The sequence below is a fragment of the Herpetosiphon sp. NSE202 genome, assembly GCF_042688385.1.
Lineage (GTDB): Bacteria > Chloroflexota > Chloroflexia > Chloroflexales > Herpetosiphonaceae > Herpetosiphon.
The window spans coordinates 55373-72753 of record NZ_JBHUPY010000006.1; the positions used below are offsets into that span (position 1 = coordinate 55373).

Here is a 17381-nt window from a genome sequence, read left to right on the forward strand (position 1 = left end):
AATGGCAATCTTATCGAGCGAAACCATTCGGCTAGGAGCCAGCGCTGCCAGCAAACACGAGGCCATTCAACAAGCTGGAGCCTTGTTAGTTGCCAGCGGCTGTGTTTCGGCTAATTATGTGGCTGGTATGTTGCAGCGCGAACAAGTCATCTCGACCTATCTTGGCAATGGCGTGGCGATTCCGCATGGCCAGCACGAAAATATGGCTGATGTGCTGCGCACTGGCATCGCTGTGGTGCAGTTTCCCGCTGGCGTTGAGTGGGAGCCAGGCGAGTTAGCCTATTTAGTGATTGGGATTGCCGCCAACGCCGATGAGCATGTTGGCGTGTTGGCCAATTTGGCCGAAGTGATCGAGGATGAGCAAATTGTCCAGCATTTAGCCCAAACCAGCGATCCGTTGCAAATTCTTGAGCACTTAGGGCGAGCGCGTGAGGAAGAAGCCTACGACGAGGAAAGGCATCATGCAGGAGCTTGATTTGGTGATTCACAACTCGGCAGGTCTGCATGCGCGGCCTGCCCGAGTTCTGGTCGACCTTGCAAAACAATTCAAATCGACCGTGCATATTCGAGCTGGCAACAAGCGAGTTAGCGCCAAAAGCATGATCGCAATTTTGACCTTAGGTGTTGGTTGTGGCCAAGCGGTTCAAATTGACATAAATGGTGAAGATGAAGCGCTCGCTGCTGAAGCATTGGCAACCGCCGTGCGTGAAGGCTTAGGCGAAGGCCCCGAAACCCATGATAGCGTCAATAGTGCTTTGGCTGCTGCTCGCAACGGCAATGGCACGCACAACGGCCATAGTCACGCCGAATCAAGCATTGCTGTGGCTGACGTTGTGCCCGTAATAGGCCCCATTCGTGCCGAACCAATCAAGGCTGGTGCAAACATCCAAGCGATTGCTGGTGCGCCTGGGATTGCGGTTGGCCCAATTTTGCGCTACGAACGAGCACGAATTGAAATTAACCACACATTTAGCGGTGTTGATAACGAGCTACAGCATTTGCAAGCAGCCTTGAGCACCGCCCAACAGCAACTAGTGGCGTTGCGCGAACAAGTGTTGTTGCGGGCCGATGCCAGCGAAGCGGCAATTTTCGATGTTCACCGCGATCTGCTGGCCGATCCAGCGTTGCTCGAAGCAGTGCATGGCGCGATTCAGGCTGGGCAGGCGGCAGCGGTGGCTTGGCAAACAGTGATCAATCAACAGGCTGAGGCAATTGCCCAACTTGACGATCCACTTTTGGCCGAGCGCGCGAGCGATCTGCGCGACGTTGGTGAGCGCGTGCTGCGCTTGTTGGCCGGAGCCGAAGCCGCTAGCCTCGATGAACATTGGGCCAAAACCAAGCAGCCAATGATTGTGGTTGCTTATGATCTTACGCCCTCGGAAACCGCAGCTTTTGATCCTGCCAAAGTGCTGGGCTTTTGCACCGCTGTGGGTGGTCCGAATGCCCATACGGCGATTTTGGCCCGCGCCTTGGGCTTGCCGGCAGTGATTAGCGCAGGGCCAAGCGTCTTGGAATTGGCCACTGGCACCGAAGTGATTCTTGATGGCACTGCTGGCACGTTATTAATTAGCCCAGCGGCAGAGGCGATTACTGCTGCCAAAACCGCCCAGCAACGCGAGCGTGAGCACAAAGCCTTGGCCATGAGCAGCGCCAAGCTGCCAGCCACGACCGTTGATGGTCAGCATATCGAGGTTGTCGCCAACATTGGCGGCCTCAACGAGGCCCAACAAGCCACCACCCTCGGGGCTGATGGGGTTGGCTTATTGCGCACCGAATTTCTGTTTTTGGAGCGCACCCAAGCCCCAACCGAAGATGAACAATTTGCGACCTACCGCGAGATTGCCCAAGCCATGGGCGCAGCACCAGTAATTGTGCGCACGCTCGATATTGGCGGCGACAAACCCTTGCCATACTTAGCCTTGCCCACCGAGGAAAACCCATTTTTGGGCGAGCGCGGCATTCGTTTGTGCTTAGCGCACCCTGAGTTGCTGCAAACCCAAGTGCGGGCCATTTTGCGCGCTGCCAGCTTTGGCCGCTTGCGAATTATGTTCCCGATGATTGCCGATGCTGGCGAATTACGCGCTGCTAAGGCTGAAATCGAGCGCATTCGGGCTGAATTGCAGCTGCCACCGATTGAAATCGGGATTATGATCGAAGTGCCTTCAGCGGCCTTGATGGCTGATCTTTTGGCTAATGAAGTCGATTTCTTTTCAATTGGCACCAACGACCTGACCCAATATACCTTGGCGATGGATCGTACGCACCCGACCTTGGCTGCCCAAGCAGATGGTTTACACCCAGCGGTGTTGCGGTTGATTGCGCGCACGGTTGAGGCGGCCCATGCTGCTGGCAAATGGGTTGGGGTTTGCGGCGAGTTGGGCGCTGATCCGCAAGCTGTGCCAATTTTGGTTGGGCTGGGCGTTGATGAATTAAGCGTCAGCGTGCCCGCCATTCCTACTGTTAAAGCCCAAATTCGGGCATTGAACTTTGCTCAGTGCCAAACATCTGCCCGCCGTGCATTGGCCTGTGCCACTGCCGCCGAAGTACGCCAAGGAGCGTTCGACCAATGACCACTTTTGATAACTATCAAGCACCCGATGCCCCGATTGCTGCAACTACGGTTGCTTGGAATATGTATGGGGCTGGGGTTGAAAATATTGGGCGCGATGCCCAACCTGAAACGTTTGCCGTCAGCGAGCCAGCCGATAACCAGCTATTGGTGAGGGTTGATGCGGTCGGCATGTGCTTCTCCGATGTTAAATTAATTCAGCAGGGTGGTCGCCATCCCAAGCTGTATAATCGCGATTTGGCCAGCGAGCCAACCCGTTTGGGCCACGAAGCAGCCTTAACCGTGCTCAAAGTTGGCAAAAATCTGCAAGCCGATTATCAGCCAGGCCAGCGTTTGGCGATTCAGCCAGATATTTACCAAGATGGCATGAGCACGGCCTATGGCTACACGATTCCTGGTGGCCTGACCCAATTTCATGTGCTTGGCGATGAAGTGCTGAATGCAGACGATGGAGCCTATGTGCTGCCCATTGGCACGGGTATGGGCTACGCCGAAACCGCCTTGACCGAGCCATGGGCCTGTGTCGAGGGAGCCTACACCCAGCGCCGCCGCCTCGAACTCAAGGAAGGTGGCACGCTGTGGATTATTGGCAACGCTGATGATCGAACCAGCTACAGTTTTAGCAGTGGCCTCGCTGCGCCAGCCCGCATTATTTTGACTGATGTGCCGCAGCAAGTGCGTGAACTTGTGCAGCAAACCAGCAAGGCCGAAATTCTGGTGCGCGATGGCCTGAGCATTGATGATTACGCCGCGCTACGCAGCGAATTGACCAGCAACCAAGGCTTTGACGATGTGATTGTGCTTGATCCACGTTCTGCTAACCAAATTAGCGCCGCCGCCCGCTTGGTTGCCCGCCGTGGCACGTTTAATTTGGTTGGCCAAACTGCGCTTGATGGCTTGCCAGAGATTGATGTTGGGCGCATTCACTACGATTATATTGCCTATGTTGGTACAAGCGGCCCCGAGATTAGCGCTGCCTATGGCGAGCAACGCAATCGCTGCGATTTGCAACCAAATGGCGTGGCGGTCTTTGTTGGCGCTGGTGGGCCGATGGGCCAAATGCACGTCCAGCGGGCAATTGAATTGCCGAATGGGCCACGCACGATCATTGCAACTGATGTGAATGATGATCGTTTACAAGCCTTAGATCGCTTATTTGGCAGCTTGGCTAAGGCCCGAGGCAAACGCTTGGTCTTAATCAACCCAACCGTTGAAAACTCGTTGCATGCCACGGTTATGCTCGAAAGCAACGATCTGGGCGCTGATGATGTAATTGTGAGCGTGCCAAGCGGCCCATTGATGGGCGATGCAGCGACCTTGCTTGCGCCAAATGGTATGTTGGTGTTGTTTGCGGGCGTGCCGAATGGCACTTTTGCGCCATTGAATTTGAGCAATGTCTATTTGGCCAATGCCCAATTTACTGGCACATCTGGCTCGCGGATTAGCGACCAAGCCACGGTGATTCAAAAAACCTTAGCTGGTGAGCTATCGCCGAATCGCTCGGTGGCGGCAGTTGGTGGCATTGAAGCGGCGCTTGATGGCGTGAAAGCGATGATGGCCGGCACCTATGCAGGCAAAGTCGTGATTTTCCCCCAATTGAGTGGCTTGCCATTGACCGGAGTTGATCAATTGCACAGCATTTGCCCTGACGTAGCCGCCAAACTTGGCGCGGGCAATGTTTGGAATCCTGAAGCAGAACAGGCCTTGATCGAGCATTTCTGGCGAGGCTAAAACTGCCCAGCGCCTAACTGTAAGCATTTATCACGTTGATCCCCTCACCCCAACCCCGCTCCCGTGGCGCGGGCGAGGGGCTTTAACGCCGTGGTTCACCCCCATCGTGAAAAACAGTTGACACCCCCTCGCCCGCGTTCAGTGGGTGAGGGGGGTGAGGGAATGCGATTGCCAACCCAATGAACCAATGCGCCTAACGCTTGAGCCAGTTCCTTCTTTGCTAAGGAACAGGCTTTTTTTGCTTGATGTTTTTGCTGCTTAAAAAAACGACACCCGATTAGCAAAAACTAATCAGGTGTCGTTTGAATGGGGTGGCTGAAGGGGCTCGAACCCTCAACATCCTCAGCCACAGTGAGGCGCTCTGCCATTGAGCTACAGCCACCACATTTTTTTGCCTCAGTTACTAAGGCGTTAGGATTATAGCACGATTGGCTTGGCATGTCAAATTGCTCCAAGCGGCTCGACCAGTGGCATGCGCTTGGTTGAGCTGCGGGTAAAAATCAGCTTAAATTATTGGCTAAATTGGCTAGCGACAGCCCAAAAAGCCTGTGATAGACTGGCCATGGCGTTGTATCCGCAGCAAAACCAAAGGAGGCCTTGATGCGTCGCATACTTGTTGTTGGTTTAATGGTTGGCTTGATTGCTGCTTGCAGTTCCAATTGGGCTGGGCCGCCAAGTGCCCAGAGCATGCCCGCCAATCCGACCAATTTTCCGCCAACTCCCCAAAGCTCGCCAACTATTGGTCAATGCCCAGTTTTTCCGCTTGATAATATTTGGAACACGCCAATCGACAATTTGCCTGTGCACCCGCGTTCGAGCCAGTATATTGCCAGCATTGGCGCGAGCGAAAGTTTGCACCCCGATTTTGGCGCAGGCCAATGGAATGGCGGCGCAATTGGCATTCCATTTGTGGTTGTACCCGCCAATCAACCAACTGTAAACGTTAATTTCGTCGATTATCCCGATGAGAGCGACCCAACCACTGGCGCAGGCCAATATCCCGTGCCACCAAACGCGCCGCGCGAACATGGCAGCGACCATCATGTGTTGGTGGTGCGCGAAGGTGAGTGCAAACTCTACGAACTGTACAATGCAACCAAGATCAACGATACAACCTGGAATGTCAGCAATGGCGCGATCTTCGATTTACGTTCGAATGCGCTGCGGCCTGCAGGCTGGACCTCGGCAGATGCAGCGGGCTTGCCAATTTTGCCTGGTTTAGTGCGCTACGAAGAGGTTCAGGCGGGCGAAATTCGCCATGCAATTCGCTTTACGATTCAGCGTTCGCAAAAAGCCTATGTTTGGCCCGCCCGCCATTTTGCTTCATCGATTACTGACCTGAATGTGCCACCAATGGGCATGCGTTTTCGGCTTAAATCCTCGTTCGATATTGCGGGCTTTTCCAGCGAGGTGCAAGTTATCTTACGGGCCATGCAGCGTTATGGCATCATTGTGGCCGATAATGGCTCGGATTGGTATATTTCCGGCGCGCCACATCCAAATTGGAATGATGAGGATTTAGGCGCTGCATTTGATCAAATACGGGGCGAGCATTTCGAGGCCGTTGATAGCTCAAGTTTGCAACTTAACGCCGATTCAGCAGCGGTTGTAGCTAGTGCCGCACCGCAACCAAGCAAGCTTGCCGAATTTGGTGGCGTTGATCAAGGCCAACAATTGCGCTATGCGATTACTGTGGTTGGCACAGGTAGCTCGCAAACGATGAACGATCAATTGCCAGCTGGCTTGACGATCGTTCCATCCAGCGCCACAATCAACCCAAGCAACTTGCCAGCGCCAACAATTAGCAACAACAGCGTGCAATGGAGCGGCACAATTCCCAATTCGCAGAGCGCCGTGATTAGCTTTCGCGCCACCGTCAGCACCAATGAGCGCCGCGTCATTGTTAATACAGCCCAAATTAATAGTCGCAGCGTGCAAGCCAGCATTATTGCCAATGGCTATCGGGTTTGGTCGCCGCTGGTGCGCAAGATTAAGTAGGAGGTTTTGTGAACCAATTTGAGCCAATCTATCATGCTGAAAGTCGCCCACTTAGCCTGTGGCTTGCCCAAATAGCAAGCCTGCTCGGGAAGATTTGGCCCGTGAATGTCGAGTGCGTGGCTTAGGTATCGACCGTGATCCTAGCCATGCAGCAAGCGCTATTCGTGAATCCATCGCTGCTAGTCAAGGAGTTGTGCTCTATCTCGATTCACTCAAAGTAAGCATTGATCAGCCGCTTGGGGTAGCGATTCTGTATCTGCAACAACATCCCGAAACTCCATGGTGGTTGGTGTGTGATGGCATTGAAATAGCCGAAGTGCGTGAAGCAGAGAGCTTTCAATATTTGGCGTTTGAGCAATTGCAACAGAGCTGGCAACTCGACCAACATAGCCCAGTGCAGATAGCGCAAGCGTTGTTAAAGCTCGTTTTCAGCGCTTTATGCGCCAACATAATCCTTCGTGGCTGAGCCTGTTGGCAACCACTCAAACCGCTGCCCCAGCCAAAGGCGCGCATATCGCCCTCGATTGGAACGATTGGACGCAGGATTATGCCATTGATAACGCAGCTTGGCCGGTTATTCAGCAGGCGCTTATTGATGTTAAAAATGCAATTGTTGGGCAAGCGATTGAGCGCTTGTTGATTCTGCCGCAGGTGCATTTAACCGCTGCGCTGCTGATTGGCGCAACCTTCAACACCAAGGTAGATGGCCCAACCCAAATGTGGGTGGCGAATCGCTTTAACAATGCCCTGACATGGTGGAATTGCAATGCCCAAGGCATTGCTCATGGGCTAAAAACCCAAACCAGCATGCTTAATCAAGGTCAAGCTGTAAGCATGGAATGGGCAATTACCCAACCAGTCGCCAAAGTCATCCAACCAATTGAACGCTATATTGAACGGCAACTCCAGCCCAATTGAATGCTATATTGAACGGCAACTCCGGCAGCAGCTCAAACAGCGCAACCTGTATGCCAAAGCCGATCAGCAACGTTTTGATATTGAATCAAGTTTGCAAGCGAGCGCGCTATCCCATTTTTTTCGCAGCGAATTATTGGCGCAAGATTCGCCGCTGGTGCATCTGTTTGCAGCAATGCCTGCTGCTTTGGCAGTCTGCTTTGGGCGGCAATTGAATGCCTGCCATTACAATGCTATGAATTAAAGGGCTATACTGATTACGAACCATCATGGAATATTAGGGTTTAGGCTTGCTCACCACGTGCCCAGAATATGCTATACTCTAGGGGTCGTGACAAGCCATGATCCCTCAACATTGGCGGGCGTAGCTCAGTTGGATAGAGCATCGGTCTTCTAAACCGACGGTCGTGGGTTCGAGTCCCGCCGTCCGTGCCAATCCCTTCTTTTCCAAACCTTAGCGGACAAATCCAAAAGCAAATGAGTGATCTATGCAGCGCTGGCGCATTACCGCACCATTGAGTGGCCGCTTTGCTCCCAGAATTAATTATGCTGGCAGGCCATTTTGGTGTGCTTTTGATTATCATGTAGTCAATGAGCCAACGAGCGATAGGTTGATGGTAGTAGCTTCACAGGCAGCAGTTGCGCCAACTTTGATCTGGTTTCCTCAGCTGCGCGCAGGCATGCAAGCTTGTTGGCAGCAACTTGCTGACGATGGGGTGCTGTTTGTTGGGCTTTACATCACGATTGAGCAGATTGCGACCCATCCAATTGATACAACTGCGCAAGGCTGTCACTATTATGGTTCGGCATTTCTGGCATGGCTTTGGCGTGAGCAGGCGCATATCGTCTCATCATAATGCTTCATTGCGCTGCTTCAACCCTAGCCCAATAGGCTTCATAGCCGAAAAATAGCACGATGCCAATTGCATAACTCACCAGATCCCAGCCATTAAAGGTTGTGCCAAGGACGATCGCTATGAGCCTCAATAGGCTGTTCTCATGACTGCGCATAGCGAGCGGAATGGTTGTCAGTTGAAATAGCTCAATCAGCACCACAACCGCAAAACTCATCAGCGCCGCCTTGGCGAGCCTCAACCTCGGTGCAAGCACAAGCAGCAGCATAAACAGCATAGCAGCATACAACGCATCGCCAAGATAATTGTCGAATAATGCGAATCCGGTTGCAATCAGTCGCGATCCAATGCCGCAGAGGATAATCACACCAAGGACGATGATTCGGCGGATTGTTGGCTTGATCAAAATCTGCTCCAAGTATTCATCGATTGAGTTATGCCTCAGCAATAGCAACTATTCAGCTAGCTATTTGCCTATTGACCAGCGCCTAGCGATGCAGGAAAATGTGCGCACATGTTGGCGCTGCTTTAGTATCCTCAAACGAGGATTATATGCTTAATTGAGAGGATACGATTAACTATGCGTTCTACTCTGCGTTTGTCAATTGGCCTTGTTATTATGGCGCTGCTTGCGCTGAGCAGCCTGCTTGGCGTGAATGCGAGCCAACCAGCCAGCAGCCTACCAATAAACGGTACTTGGGATAGTAGTTTTGGCCAAAACTTGCAACAACCAGCCACGATCTCATCATTAACCCTCGATCAAAAAGGCGATCTGTATGTGCTTGGTGATTTTCATTCGGTTAATGGCCAAGCGATCAATGGGTTAACCAAATGGGACGGCGCAACCTGGACAAATTATAACTTGCATACAGATGATATTAATAAAATTCGTGCAGTTGCAACCTATAGCAATACGCTCTACGTTGCTGGCCAATTTACGAACCTGCAAAATCGCAAAATCAATCATATTGCTGCTTGGGATGGTACTGGCTTCCAAGCGTTTGGTTCAGGCATTCTTGGAACTTTGGATGACGCTGCCGCCGAGCCAATTGTGCATGCACTCCATGTTTATAGTGATACGCTGTACATTGGAGGCAACTTTAGTTTCTTTAATCAGATTCAGTCATTTGGGATTGCGCAATGGAATGGAACAGTGATACCCCAACCTATCGAGTTCAACAATACGGTCAACAGCTTTAGCAGCACTCCTGAGGGATTAGTTGCTGCCGGCGAATTCTGGGAGTTTAACTCCCAACCTGCACAGCTTGCACGGCTTGAACAGGATCAATGGGTTCCAATCGATCTTGGTTGGTCGCGGATGAATGGTCAAACCTACACAATTAGCGATAGCACGTATCTTATAAGCCAAGCGTGGGATGCTCCCTATCCAAGCCAAGTGTATCGCTGGCACAATAGTCAATTGCAGCTGATTGGGCCAACCCATCCTGGGCCGATTAATGGATTGGTTGGCTTTGATAATACGTTGTATATGCAAAGTGGCAATCAGCTTTGGGTTTTGAACCAAGATCAATGGGTTCTAGCTCAATTGCCCTTTGAGATTACCAAGCTTAGTGCCTTGGCATCCGAGGGCGAAACGCTCTATCTTGGTGGCCATATGACGCTTGATGGTCAGCCTCAGCAGTTGGTTGCGTGGGATGGGAGCACTGCTCAAGCGCTAGGCAGTTTTATTGGCAAGCAGAATGTTCAGGCTATCGCTGGCGATCTTGGCCAACCAATGATTACGACCAAGCATGTGACTGCCACTAATTCGGGCACGATTCAACGCTGGAGTGGCAATCAATGGAATCTGCTGGCGACTGGCGATAAAACTGTTAGTGAAGCCCAAGTGCACACCTTGGGCCAACAAGCCTATGTTTTATTGGAGTATCCCCGTGCTTTGAGTAGCGCTGCGCCAGCGAGCAATATTTGGCATTGGGAAAATAATGCTTGGCAAAGTGGCGTGCTGAGCACAACTGGGCACATTAATTGGCATCGTTCTGGCCAGCAGCTGTTTACCTATCTTGCCCCATTGCAAGCGAATCTGCCAATTACGGGGTTGGTTGAGTTTGATGGTCAAACGCTTAGCCAACGCATCGCTGGCGAATGGTTTTCAACCCATCAAGAACAAATTTTTGTCCATCAAAGCCAATTCTATAAATTTGAACTGCGTGGCTTAGAGTGGGTCTATTTTCTTGATCTTGCGCGCTGGAATGGGACATACTGGCAAGATGTGAAAAGCCCTAGCTTGCCCAAACTCGACCATAATTTTGTCACGTGGAATAATGAGCTGTATATGGCCAATGCTGCTGGTTACTTGTATCGCTTTGATCAAGCATTGAATCTGATCCAAATAGCGCGCTTTGATGGGCCAATTACCACCATGCAAGGCCTCGAAGGCGGCGGCTTGTACATCGGCGGCGATTTTATGCAGGTCGATGGCATGACAACTGGGCCAATTGCTCGCTTTGATGGCAGCAATTTTAGCGCTTTGGTAAGCTATCCAAATGGGGCGGTTCGCACGCTTGCGGTCGATTATAACCGCTTGTATGCAGTTGGCGATTTTAGCAAAGTCGGCGAAATTGATTCGTTGGGGGTTGCCGTGTTCAATTTTGCCAGCCCAGAATTAACCCCAACGCCAACCAATACTTCAACGCCAACCAACACCGCGACCGTAACCAATACGCCAATCCCGACCAACACCGCGACTGTGACTAGCACGCCGACTACGACCGCGACCAGCACAACAACGGCGACCATGACCAACACGCCAACGCCAACCAACACGCCAACGCCAACCAGCTCGCCAAGCGCGACAATTTCGCCAACGCCAATTGCCCCGCTGTATCAGCTGTATGTGCCGCTGACGATGGCTCGAACCGACCAATAAACATGGCTGAAGAATCGGGGTGGTACGATTGTTGCTTTACAAAATTGCATAGAAGATGATCTTGTGATTCCTATGGAGGACGATGATGACCACCCTTAAAACACTCGATGACCTGTTACATGAACATCTTAGCGATCTCTACGATGCAGAAACCCAAATTCTTGATGCCTTACCACTGATGGCCAAGCAAGCGACCGCGCCTGTATTGCGGGCTGCCTTTGAAAAGCATCTGGAAGAAACCAAAGTCCAACGGGCTACGCTTGATGATATTTTTGCCGATCTCGGCAAGAAACCAGCCGACCACCGGTGCAAAGCGATGGAAGGGATTTTGCGCGAAGGCCAAGATTTCATGAAAGAAAAGGCTGACCCTGAAGTGATGGATGCTGGCTTGATTGCCGCAGCCCAACGGGTTGAACACTATGAAATGGCTGGCTATGGCTGTGTGCGCACCTGGGCCAAACAGCTGGGCATGAATAGCATCGCTGAGCGCTTGCAAAAAATTCTTGATCAAGAAGGCGAAACTGATCATAATCTCACCAAAATTGCCGAAAAAACGATTAATCGGCGAGCGGTTGGTGAATAAGCGCTAATTTGAATCGCGTTTTTGCCCAAACCCTCTGTTTCATGCGTTGAAGCAGAGGGTTTGCGCTTTGTGATGATTTTGTGCCCTCACCCCCAGCCCCTCTCCCACTGAACGCGGGCGAGGGGAGCACTTGTCTCGTGGTTCCCCCTGGCCTCGCGGGCGGGAGAGGGGGCTAGGGGTGAGGGGATCAGGTCGTCGTTAACGCAATGTACCAATCCATCTATGTTCTATGTTCTTTGTTCTATGCTCTTAGCCACGGGTTTGCATTCAGCAATAGCTATGTGGTAGCATAGCAAGCATAGTCGAGGCCGACCATGCACACAAAGGCACGGGCGGCTTTCTTATCGCAATTCAGCGTAAAGCAGTCTGCATGAATGAACAAGCCTTACGGATTTTATATTTCGCCTCTGAGGTCGAGCCATTTGCCCGCACTGGTGGTTTAGCCGAGGTTGCTGCCTCGTTGCCGCGCGCCTTGCAGGCCTTAGGTCACGAAGTGATTGTGGCAATGCCACGCTATGGCCATATCGATCCCACCCGCTGGCAGCTTGAACCAAGCCACGTCAATCTGAACGTACCTTTAGCCGATGCTGCCGAACCAGCAACCTGGTATAGCACCAGATTGCCTGATAGCAACGTACAAGTTTGGATGGTCGAAAACCAGCGTTTATTTGGCCAGCCTGAGGTGTACCTTGGTGATGGTGATGCTGAGCGCTTTGTATTTTGGGCCAAAGCCACGCTCGAAATTGCCCGCGCCCAAGACTGGCAACCAGATGTTGTGCATCTCAACGATTGGCATGCGGCGATTGTGGCCAACTGGCTGCGCACCTCGTATCGTGATGATCAATTTTTTGCCAATACCGCCTCGCTCTATACCATTCATACGCTTGCGTATCGCGGTGTTTTTGGCCAACGGGTTTTAGAAATGGCGGGCATTGCTGAATATGGCTATATTGCCCATTCCGATATGCCAAGTTTGCATCGGGTGGTCGATTTAATGAGTCGTGGCATCTATTATGCCGATATGATCAATACGGTCAGCCCGACCCATGCCCGTGAGATATTAACTCCGGCATTTGGCGAAGGCCTCGACCCATTATTGCGCGATCGGCGTGATCGCTTGTTTGGGGTCTTGAATGGCATTGACAATCAGCGCTATAATCCTGCTACTGATTCGTACCTTGCCCAAGCATTTAGCCACGATGATCTAACGGGCAAACAAGCATGTAAAACAGCGTTGCAACAGCAATTAGACTTGGAGCTTGATCCTAACAAGCCCTTGTTTTGTTTCATTGGGCGCTTAAACGACCAAAAAGGCTTGGGCCTGTTAGCCGAAACGATCGAAGCATTATTAAGCCATCATCAATTCCAATGGGTGGTTATGGGGACTGGCGAAGCGCGCTATCATGAATGGCTCAGCGGCTTGCAGCAACGCTATCCACAGCAAGTTGCGCTGGCGCTGACCTTCAATGAAGCTTTGGCGCATCAATGTTATGCTGGAAGTGATGTCTTATTAATGCCATCGTTGGTTGAGCCAGGCGGCACGAATCAACTGATTGCTCAGCGCTACGGCTGTTTACCGTTAGTTTGCGCGGTTGGTGGGCTAGCCGATACCGTTGAGAATATCAACACCTATGCCGGAACCGGCAACGGGTTTGGGTTTACCCAGCCAGAGAGTCAATCGCTGTATGGCACCATGATGCGTGCCCTAGAGCTGTATCGACACCAAGAACTCTGGCAGGCCGCAGTTAAGCGGGCGATGCACTGTGATTGGTCGTGGGCACGTTCGGCGCAACGCTACGATGAACTATATCGCCGAGCCCTCGTCAGTCGTGCAGCGCGTCGGCCACGCGCTAGCTATGGAGACGCGAATGAGCGTTCGTGAGTCGCTGTGGACTATGGATTCGTTTGAAGAAGCCTTCTTTAGTAATAACCACGGAGGAGCCGTGATCACTCATCTGCCGCGTTTGGTGGCGGGCTTGCCGCCCTCGGTTGCTGCCCTGTGGCGACAACTGTTCCGCGTTGATGTGAGCCATGGCACAATTCATCCACCAGACCGAATGCATGGCTGGATTGAACGCGCTTTTGGCAGTGTCGAAGCTGTCTTGCATCAAGAAATTATTCGGGTGACCAACCTCTGGACGCTCGATGGAGCAATTTTTAATCGGATTCGTGGGCTACGCCCGCAACAAGGTCGCTATCAATCGGATATTGATCAGATTATCGCTGCTAGTGCTGGCCCGCAAGATGAAGCGGGTTTTTGTACGCCTGAAAGTGGCACCCCAGAAGATCGTTTTGGCCGGGTGCGCGGGCGCTATTGCCTTAGCGCTTCCAACGTCGCCAAATTCGATGGCTGGCATGGCGTGCTGATCTTCGATCAACATAATCCATTGAATTTTAATCTCGAACGGGTTGAGGATTATATTCAGACTGCTGGGCGTTGGTTCGATGCGGTGCATAGCGCCGATCCGCAAGCGATCTATCCATTCTTTATTTGGAATAGTCTCTGGCGTTCGGGCGCATCGGTTATTCACGGCCATGCCCAAATGTCGGTTTCGCATGGCATGGCCTATCCCAAGGTCGAAATGTTGCGGCGCACTGCTGAGCAATATCAGCTGCAAAACAACAGCAATTATTTCCAAGATGTTTGGCGCGTGCATCGAGCCTTAGGCTTGAGCCTCAATATTCATAGCGACAACACCTATGGCTATGTTTCGCTCACGCCAGTTAAGGAAAAAGAGGTTGTGCTGTTTGGCAACGATCCGCAGGAATTAGCCCAATCGCTTTATCATGTGCTCGATTGTTTTGTGACTGAGTTGGGCGTGCAAAGCTTCAATGTGAGCATGACCCTGCCGCCACTGACCGACACCCCTGAATCGTGGGCCAATCTGCCAACCATCGTGCGAATTGTTGATCGCGGCGATCCCAACAGCCGTGGCTCGGATATTGGGGCGATGGAGCTCTACGCCGCAACCGTTGTTGCCAGCGATCCATTTAATATTGCCAATGCCTTAGCTGGCCGATTTCCCAGTTTATAAGGTTAAATAGCAAAGCGCCCTGCCCATGTTTTCGATGGTGCAGGGCGCTTTTATTTAAGCTGAATTTGATTATTCAGCAAACCAATCGCGTAATTCTTGCGGATGAGCGGCAGCACCCACAGCGACCATTAATTTGATGCGGGCTTTAACTGGCGAAAGTTGCTGGGCAAACATAACGCCCAATCGTTTGAGATCGTGATATTCGCCAACATAGCCATATTCGTCGTAGCAAATACCCTTTAAGCAGCGGGTTGTCACTACCACCGGAATCCGTTTGTTGAGCGCTTCTTGAATAGTTGGTAGCCACCATGGCGGCACGCGCCCGCCACCAAACGCCGCAATCACAATTCCTTGTGAGTTGGTGTCGATGGCAGCGCGCAATTGACGATCGTCGGCTCCTTGAGTGGCATAAATCAAATCGACGCGTTCGGCCAAGCGCGAACAGGGAATATAGTGGCGACCGCTGGGCTGATGATTGATGCGCACGGTTGCGCCAGTTAAGCTGCCAATCGGGCCAAAGCCAGGTGCATCAAAGGCATCAACTGTTTGCGAATCGATTTTTTGCACGGTTGCTGCCGAGAATAAGCGATCGTTGAAGGCGACCATCACGCCTAGCCCACGGGTTTGCGGGGCGGCAGCAGCGCGAATTGCGCCAGTCAGATTAGTAACGCCATCATAGCCAACATCGGTGGCAATTCGCATCGAGCCAGTAAAAATCACTGGTTTATTCGAATCGATCAATAAATCGCATAAGAAGGCGCTTTCTTCCAAGGTATCGGTGCCATGGGTCACGACCACGCCATCGGCCTCGCCCAGCAATTGGCTATTGATTCGTTGCGCTAAATCAAGCGCCATGGTTGGGGTAATATGGCTGCTTGGCAAGTTGGTAAAATCTTGAAAGCTGACGTTAAATTCGCCGCGAGGCAGCATGGCCGAAAAATCATCGCCTTTGAGCATTGGAACTGCGCCGCTCCATTGCGGTGTGCGTTTGGTGGAAATTGTGCCGCCCGTTGTAATAACCACAACGTTGTGCATAGAGTCTCCCTGCCCGAAGGCTGTGAATCGTAAACTCGGCTTCAAGGTTTGAGTTTAGTCAAGCTTGTTGCTCACGTCAAGCATCGTCGCTGGTTGATCCACGAAGCGCACAAAGGGGAGAAGGCTATGGGCTATATATACTGGTTCATTGGATTGGAAATACGTGGCATTCCCTCACCCCAGCCCCTCTCCCACTGAACGCGGGCGAGGGGAGTACCCGTTGTTACCGACGCATTGCGTAAGAACCATGGCATTAAAGCCCCTCGCCCGCGCCACGGGCGAGGGGTTGGGGTGAGGGGATCAGGCGGAGGTTAACGCAATGTACCAGTATATTATCAAAGAAAGATTGCTATGCAAATATTAACTATTTTTGATCCTGATCAATATGTGATCAATATAATTGCTGGGATTGGGCAATTTCAGTCTATTAGGATTAATAATTTATCAAGAGATATGATTATGACTTATCAACCTGAACCGAATCAAGCGAATCAGCTAGGAATTATCTATGCCTGTGTTCCAGCGGTAATTGCAGAAATGCAATACTTGAGTACATGTCATGCTAAATTCTTTTATATTATTGATCGTGATGATCCATTGCGTAAGCAAAGCCCATTGGGTGGTGAAAGGTTTCTGCCTTGGAGTATTGGCTATTTTGTTTATCCATTTGATCATGATGATCACTATGCTATAGAGCATAGACTTGTAACGTATTTTTTTGGTCGCGGATAGAAAGTAGGTTGTTATGAGTGAACAAAATCCTGAAATGATCAACGCCTTGATTATTAAGTTGCACGCTGATGGTGAAAAACCATCAACAATCTTGCATAGGCTAAAAAGTCTTGGTCTTGGCAGAGAAATGGCCGATTATGTTTATTTTGCGCTGGATCTCGATCCAGATGTCGTAACGTATATTTATGCTTGGTATCGTCAAGGAATTTTCGACGAAAGACTAGATTTTCTAGTTCAGCGCTTGAGCAACTGGTAAAACTACATTCTCGCCATTGATCCACGAAGCGCACGAAGGGAAGAAACCGCGAAGCACGCGAAACCGCGAAGAGCATGAAGATTGCACCCCCTCGCCCGCGTCCAGTGGGAGAGGGGGTGTTTACAAGGGTAGGTTGTTAAGATCCCCTCACCCCAACCCCTCTCCCGTGGCGCGGGCGAGGGGCTTTAACGCCGTGGTTCTTGCATGAATTGGTGATTAAAACGGGTGCTCCCCCTCGCCCGCGTTTTCGTGGGAGAGGGGCTGGGGGGTGAGGGAATATTTAACCACCACGCTTTTTTAAACCTACCCTTGAAAGGAGGGGGCTGGGGGGTGAGGGAATCTACTTTATTCAGGCTTTTGCGCTTGATTCCAGCCTACCCAATCCCCATCAACAATTCGGTGATCGTTGGTTAGATGTTGGCTAACTCGTTCGCTGGCATAATACATCCAGGCTAAAATGCGTTGCTCGCCAACCTCAACATAGCGTGCCACCCGCAAATACCAACTATTGCCAGTGGGGCTAAATTGCTCTAACTCATCGATCTCGCGCATCACTGCTACGTACAGCGCTGGCTCAATTTCGACCAACGTGCCAACCACAGTGCCTTCGCCTGGAATCATATATGGGTAGCGGTTAGCATACAGTTGGTGTTGCTGCACAATCGCTGGGGTTTCGCTGCGGGTTTTGCCTTCAAGGTAAATCTTCCAGTTGTATTCGCCAGTGCGTAACGTTCCATAGACAAACAGTGGCAAGGGCGTATCGTAGCTTGGTTGCTCGCTCATTGC

General features: G+C 51.5%; 17 protein-coding genes, 2 tRNA genes and 1 pseudogene. 16 read left to right on the forward strand and 4 right to left on the reverse strand.

Annotated elements, in window-relative coordinates:
* Position 1 precedes the first annotated feature (1 nt).
* From ACFMKP_RS08170 to ACFMKP_RS08180, 3 genes are read left to right on the forward strand one after another with little or no spacing between them, the layout of a single operon-like run.
* Positions 2 to 475 (forward strand): PTS sugar transporter subunit IIA, encoded by a 474-nt coding sequence (locus ACFMKP_RS08170; protein ID WP_382290775.1) that lies wholly within the window; start codon positions 2 to 4, stop codon positions 473 to 475.
* A complete protein-coding gene (ptsP, locus tag ACFMKP_RS08175; protein WP_382290777.1) occupies positions 462 to 2570 on the forward strand; it encodes a phosphoenolpyruvate--protein phosphotransferase in 2109 nt (702 codons plus the stop codon). Before ACFMKP_RS08170 ends, ptsP begins: the two co-directional genes overlap by 14 nt.
* Positions 2567 to 4300 carry an alcohol dehydrogenase catalytic domain-containing protein gene (locus ACFMKP_RS08180; RefSeq protein ID WP_382290779.1) on the forward strand — a complete coding sequence of 578 codons (1734 nt, stop codon included), beginning with the start codon at positions 2567 to 2569 and terminating at the stop codon, positions 4298 to 4300. Before ptsP ends, ACFMKP_RS08180 begins: the two co-directional genes overlap by 4 nt.
* A 307-nt stretch (positions 4301 to 4607) precedes the next feature.
* On the opposite strand, the gene ACFMKP_RS08185 is transcribed toward ACFMKP_RS08180, so the two are convergent.
* Positions 4608 to 4682, reverse strand: a tRNA-His gene (locus ACFMKP_RS08185).
* Positions 4683 to 4927: 245 nt separating this feature from the next.
* On the opposite strand from ACFMKP_RS08185, the pseudogene ACFMKP_RS08190 reads away from it, so the two are divergent.
* The 7 genes and pseudogenes from ACFMKP_RS08190 to ACFMKP_RS08220 form a co-directional block, all read left to right on the forward strand.
* Positions 4928 to 5899: pseudogene (locus ACFMKP_RS08190) on the forward strand (hypothetical protein); the annotation flags it as partial.
* Positions 5879 to 6298 carry a hypothetical protein gene (locus tag ACFMKP_RS08195; protein WP_382291271.1) on the forward strand — a complete coding sequence of 140 codons (420 nt, stop codon included), beginning with the start codon at positions 5879 to 5881 and terminating at the stop codon, positions 6296 to 6298. The pseudogene ACFMKP_RS08190 and the gene ACFMKP_RS08195, both read left to right, overlap by 21 nt.
* Before the next feature lie 94 nt (positions 6299 to 6392).
* Positions 6393 to 6764 (forward strand): hypothetical protein, encoded by a 372-nt coding sequence (locus ACFMKP_RS08200; protein ID WP_382290782.1) that lies wholly within the window; start codon positions 6393 to 6395, stop codon positions 6762 to 6764.
* The gene (locus tag ACFMKP_RS08205) at positions 6737 to 7216 is read left to right on the forward strand and encodes a hypothetical protein (RefSeq protein WP_382290783.1); all 480 of its coding nucleotides are present in this window, start codon (positions 6737 to 6739) and stop codon (positions 7214 to 7216) included. The genes ACFMKP_RS08200 and ACFMKP_RS08205 overlap by 28 nt, the downstream gene beginning before the upstream one ends.
* Complete coding sequence (locus ACFMKP_RS08210) at positions 7191 to 7457, forward strand: hypothetical protein (protein WP_382290785.1); 267 nt, start codon at positions 7191 to 7193, stop codon at positions 7455 to 7457. Before ACFMKP_RS08205 ends, ACFMKP_RS08210 begins: the two co-directional genes overlap by 26 nt.
* 114 nt (positions 7458 to 7571) lie before the next feature.
* A tRNA-Arg gene (locus ACFMKP_RS08215) sits at positions 7572 to 7648 on the forward strand.
* A 53-nt stretch (positions 7649 to 7701) separates the two neighbouring features.
* A complete protein-coding gene (locus ACFMKP_RS08220) occupies positions 7702 to 8070 on the forward strand; it encodes a hypothetical protein (RefSeq protein ID WP_382290787.1) in 369 nt (122 codons plus the stop codon).
* A 4-nt stretch (positions 8071 to 8074) separates the two neighbouring features.
* Here the strand turns inward: ACFMKP_RS08220 and ACFMKP_RS08225 are convergent, their stop codons facing one another.
* Positions 8075 to 8473, reverse strand: a complete 399-nt coding sequence (locus ACFMKP_RS08225) for a DUF2809 domain-containing protein (RefSeq protein WP_382290789.1) — start codon at positions 8471 to 8473, stop codon at positions 8075 to 8077.
* A gap of 174 nt (positions 8474 to 8647) precedes the next feature.
* Between ACFMKP_RS08225 and ACFMKP_RS08230 the strand changes: the two genes are divergently transcribed.
* From ACFMKP_RS08230 to ACFMKP_RS08245, 4 genes are all read left to right on the forward strand, one after another.
* The gene (locus ACFMKP_RS08230) at positions 8648 to 10954 is read left to right on the forward strand and encodes a hypothetical protein (protein ID WP_382290791.1); all 2307 of its coding nucleotides are present in this window, start codon (positions 8648 to 8650) and stop codon (positions 10952 to 10954) included.
* A gap of 82 nt (positions 10955 to 11036) precedes the next feature.
* Positions 11037 to 11537 carry a ferritin-like domain-containing protein gene (locus ACFMKP_RS08235; RefSeq protein WP_204756458.1) on the forward strand — a complete coding sequence of 167 codons (501 nt, stop codon included), beginning with the start codon at positions 11037 to 11039 and terminating at the stop codon, positions 11535 to 11537.
* Positions 11538 to 11907: 370 nt separating this feature from the next.
* Positions 11908 to 13419: a glycogen synthase gene (locus ACFMKP_RS08240; protein WP_382290793.1), complete on the forward strand. Its 1512-nt coding sequence runs from the start codon at positions 11908 to 11910 to the stop codon at positions 13417 to 13419.
* Entirely contained in the window at positions 13406 to 14572 is a 1167-nt protein-coding gene (locus tag ACFMKP_RS08245) for a hypothetical protein (protein WP_382290795.1), read from the forward strand. Before ACFMKP_RS08240 ends, ACFMKP_RS08245 begins: the two co-directional genes overlap by 14 nt.
* A gap of 69 nt (positions 14573 to 14641) precedes the next feature.
* Here ACFMKP_RS08245 and ACFMKP_RS08250 read toward each other — a convergent pair whose 3' ends face one another.
* Positions 14642 to 15607, reverse strand: coding sequence for an asparaginase (locus ACFMKP_RS08250; RefSeq protein ID WP_382290798.1), 966 nt, complete (start codon positions 15605 to 15607; stop codon positions 14642 to 14644).
* Between the two features lie 351 nt (positions 15608 to 15958).
* On the opposite strand from ACFMKP_RS08250, the gene ACFMKP_RS08255 reads away from it, so the two are divergent.
* Both ACFMKP_RS08255 and ACFMKP_RS08260 read left to right on the forward strand, forming a co-directional pair.
* Entirely contained in the window at positions 15959 to 16339 is a 381-nt protein-coding gene (locus tag ACFMKP_RS08255; protein WP_382290800.1) for a hypothetical protein, read from the forward strand.
* 13 nt (positions 16340 to 16352) lie between these two features.
* Positions 16353 to 16595 carry a hypothetical protein gene (locus ACFMKP_RS08260; protein WP_382290803.1) on the forward strand — a complete coding sequence of 81 codons (243 nt, stop codon included), beginning with the start codon at positions 16353 to 16355 and terminating at the stop codon, positions 16593 to 16595.
* Positions 16596 to 16940: 345 nt separating this feature from the next.
* Here the strand turns inward: ACFMKP_RS08260 and ACFMKP_RS08265 are convergent, their stop codons facing one another.
* The gene (locus tag ACFMKP_RS08265; protein WP_382290805.1) at positions 16941 to 17378 is read right to left on the reverse strand and encodes a gamma-glutamylcyclotransferase; all 438 of its coding nucleotides are present in this window, start codon (positions 17376 to 17378) and stop codon (positions 16941 to 16943) included.
* Positions 17379 to 17381 lie beyond the last annotated feature (3 nt).